The 3,293-nt window shown below is 53.6% G+C and carries 2 rRNA genes; both read left to right on the top strand.

Annotated elements, in window-relative coordinates:
• Positions 1-105 precede the first annotated feature (105 nt).
• Positions 106-3,011: ribosomal RNA gene (locus GCU44_RS22780) — 23S ribosomal RNA — on the top strand.
• An 83-nt stretch (positions 3,012-3,094) separates the two neighbouring features.
• Positions 3,095-3,206 (top strand): 5S ribosomal RNA (gene rrf / locus GCU44_RS22775).
• Positions 3,207-3,293 lie beyond the last annotated feature (87 nt).

Raw genomic sequence — 3,293 nt, 5'->3', positions numbered from 1 at the left:
AAAAGTTCATTGACATGTTGAGCGGAGAATGCAATGAGATTGGTTTAGCGCGAGCGAGACTGATCTGGAAATAACCTTATGTGTTTGCAAAAGGGCATATAAGGAGTTCAAGTGAACAAGGGCGTACGGGGGATGCCTAGGCTCCGGGAGGCGAAGAAGGACGTGCCAAGCTGCGAAAAGCTGTGGGGACCGGCACAGGCGGATTGATCCACAGATGTCCGAATGGGGCAACCCATCCTAAGCGATTAGGATATTGGTTTATTTATAAATCAAGGCGAACGTGGGGAACTGAAACATCTAAGTACCCATAGGAAGAGAAAACAATAGTGATTCCGTCAGTAGCGGCGAGCGGACGCGGAAGAGCCCAAACCCTGCCGGTTACGGCCGTCAGGGGGTTATAGGACCCAATAATTGCGAATTGTTTTGACCCGAACCGAATGGGAATTCGGACCATAGGGGGTGATAGTCCCGTAGGGGAAGGGACGATAAGCGAGTGGGTATCCTGAGTAGGCCGGGACGGGAGAAATCCCGGCTGAATTTGCCGGCACCATCCGGTAAGGCTAAATACTCCCCGGAGACCGATAGTGAACGAGTACCGTGAGGGAAAGGTGAAAAGTACCGTGAATAACGGGGTGAAAAGAACCTGAAACCGTGCGCCTACAAGCGGTCGGAGTCTTGACTTAGTCAGGATGACGGCGTGCCTTTTGCATAATGAGCCTACGAGTTGCTCCTCACCGGCAAGGTTAACCGTGTAGACGCGGGGAGCCGTAGCGAAAGCGAGTCCGAACAGGGCGATATAGTCGGTGGGGGCAGACGCGAAACTTAGTGATCTACCCATGGCCAGGTTGAAGCTCTGGTAAAACAGAGTGGAGGACCGAACCGATAAGCGTTGAAAAGCTTCCGGATGAGCTGTGGGTAGGGGTGAAAGGCCAATCAAACTGAGAAATAGCTCGTACTCCCCGAAATGTTTTTAGGAACAGCGTCGGGAATTGTAAGACGGAGGTAGAGCTACCGATAGGACTAGGGGGAGTCACATCCTACCAAATCCTGACGAACTCCGAATGCCGTTTTACAGAACCGTCAGTGAGGGCTTGGGTGCTAAGGTCCAAGTCCGAGAGGGAAAGAACCCAGACCTACTGCTAAGGTCCCAAAATCCGCGCTAAGTTGAACAAAGGTGGTCCAGTTGCAGAGACAGCCAGGAGGTTAGCTTGGAAGCAGCTATTCCTTTAAAGAGTGCGTAACAGCTCACTGGTCGAGCGGCAGGGCGTCGATAATAATCGGGCATCAAGCGCGGTACCGAAGCAAAGGATTACATTCCGATTTATCGGGAGTAGTGGTAGGGGAGCATTCCGGCGGCGGCGAATCCACTTGGCGATGAGTGGTGGAGCTTCCGGAAAAGCAAATGTAGGCATAAGTAACGATAATGGATGGGAACAACATCCACACCGTAAGACCAAGGATTCCTGATCAACGCTAATCGGATCAGGGTCAGTCGGGACCTAAGGATAACCCGAAAGGGGATTCCGATGGCAAATGGGTTAATATTCCCATACCGCATGTACAGGTGACGGGGTGACGGAGCGTTGAAAGGCCCGCCCGGTGACGGAATACCGGGTTAAAGGGTGTAGGTATTGGAGCTGTAGTAAAATGCGCAGCTTTAGCCGAACCTGATAGTACCGAGCGTCTTCGGACAATCGGATAGTGGTCCTAAGAGCTTCCAAGAAAAACCTCTAGCGTCAAGCGTATGTGCGCCCGTACCGCAAACCGACACAGGTGGTCGGGGAGAGTATCCCAAGGTGCTCGAGTGAATCATGGCTAAGGAACTCGGCAAAATGGCCCTGTAACTTCGGGAGAAGGGGCGCTTCCTCCAGCGATGGAGAAGCCGCAGTGAAAAGGCCCAGGCGACTGTTTATCAAAAACACATGGCTTTGCGAAATCGAGAGATGAAGTATAAGGCCTGACACCTGCCCGGTGCCGGAAGGTTAAGGGGGGACGTTATTGCGCAAGCGAGAAGCGTTGAACCGAAGCCCCGGTAAACGGCGGCCGTAACTATAACGGTCCTAAGGTAGCGAAATTCCTTGTCGGGTAAGTTCCGACCTGCACGAATGGTGTAACGATCTGGGCACTGTCTCAGCCATGAGCTCGGTGAAATTGTAGTCGCGGTGAAGATGCCGCGTACCCGCAACGGGACGGAAAGACCCCATGAACCTTTACTGCAACTTAACATTGGCATCGGGTACACGGTGTGTAGGATAGGCCGGAGGCTATGAAGCGGCGTCGCCAGGCGTTGTGGAGCCACCGTTGAAATACGGCCCTCTGTGTGCCTGGTGTCTAACCCCTATTTAGGGGGACATTGTTTGGTGGGTAGTTTGACTGGGGTGGTCGCCTCCAAAAGAGTAACGGAGGCTTCCAAAGGTTCCCTCAGCACGCTTGGTAACCGTGCGTGGAGTGCAATAGCAAAAGGGAGCTTGACTGCGAGGCATACAAGCCGGGCAGGGACGAAAGTCGGGTATAGTGATCCGGCGGTACCGCATGGAAGGGCCGTCGCTCAAAGGATAAAAGGTACTCTGGGGATAACAGGCTGATCTCCCCCAAGAGCTCATATCGACGGGGAGGTTTGGCACCTCGATGTCGGCTCGTCACATCCTGGGGCTGGAGAAGGTCCCAAGGGTTGGGCTGTTCGCCCATTAAAGTGGCACGCGAGCTGGGTTCAGAACGTCGTGAGACAGTTCGGTCCCTATCTGTTGCGGGCGTGGGAAGTCTGCGGGGGGCTGTCCTTAGTACGAGAGGACCGGGATGGACCGACCGCTGGTGTACCGGTTGTGGTGCCAACTGCACCGCCGGGTAGCTAAGTCGGGAAGAGATAAGCGCTGAAAGCATCTAAGTGCGAAACTCGCCCCAAGATGAGACTTCCAAACAGGGCCGTCAGAGACGATGACGTTGATAGGCTGCAGGTGTAAAGTCAGAGATGGCAAAGCCGAGCAGTACTAATAGCCCGAAAGCTTGAACGTACGATTCCACCATTGCATTTTCCGCGAGACAAGTCATGAATACAAGAGATCGGTTTTCCACAGCGAGGTAGAAAACCAAAGACATAGGCGGCCCGGCGCAGGGGACCCACCTCTTCCCATCCCGAACAGAGAAGTTAAGCCCTGCAGCGCCGATGGTACTGGGGTTACACCCGGGAGAGTAGGTCGCCGCCTCATTTATTCAAAAGCCCTTTGGTTAACCCCATAAGGGCTTTTTTTATGCCCTGGGGCGAAGTAAATGTTCACCACAGATTACACAGATTC

Origin of the sequence: Cyclobacterium xiamenense (genome assembly GCF_009467825.1) — a bacterium.
In the GTDB taxonomy this organism is placed as follows: Bacteria; Bacteroidota; Bacteroidia; order Cytophagales; family Cyclobacteriaceae; genus Cyclobacterium; species Cyclobacterium xiamenense.
This window is presented reverse-complemented; position numbering and strand designations above follow the sequence as displayed.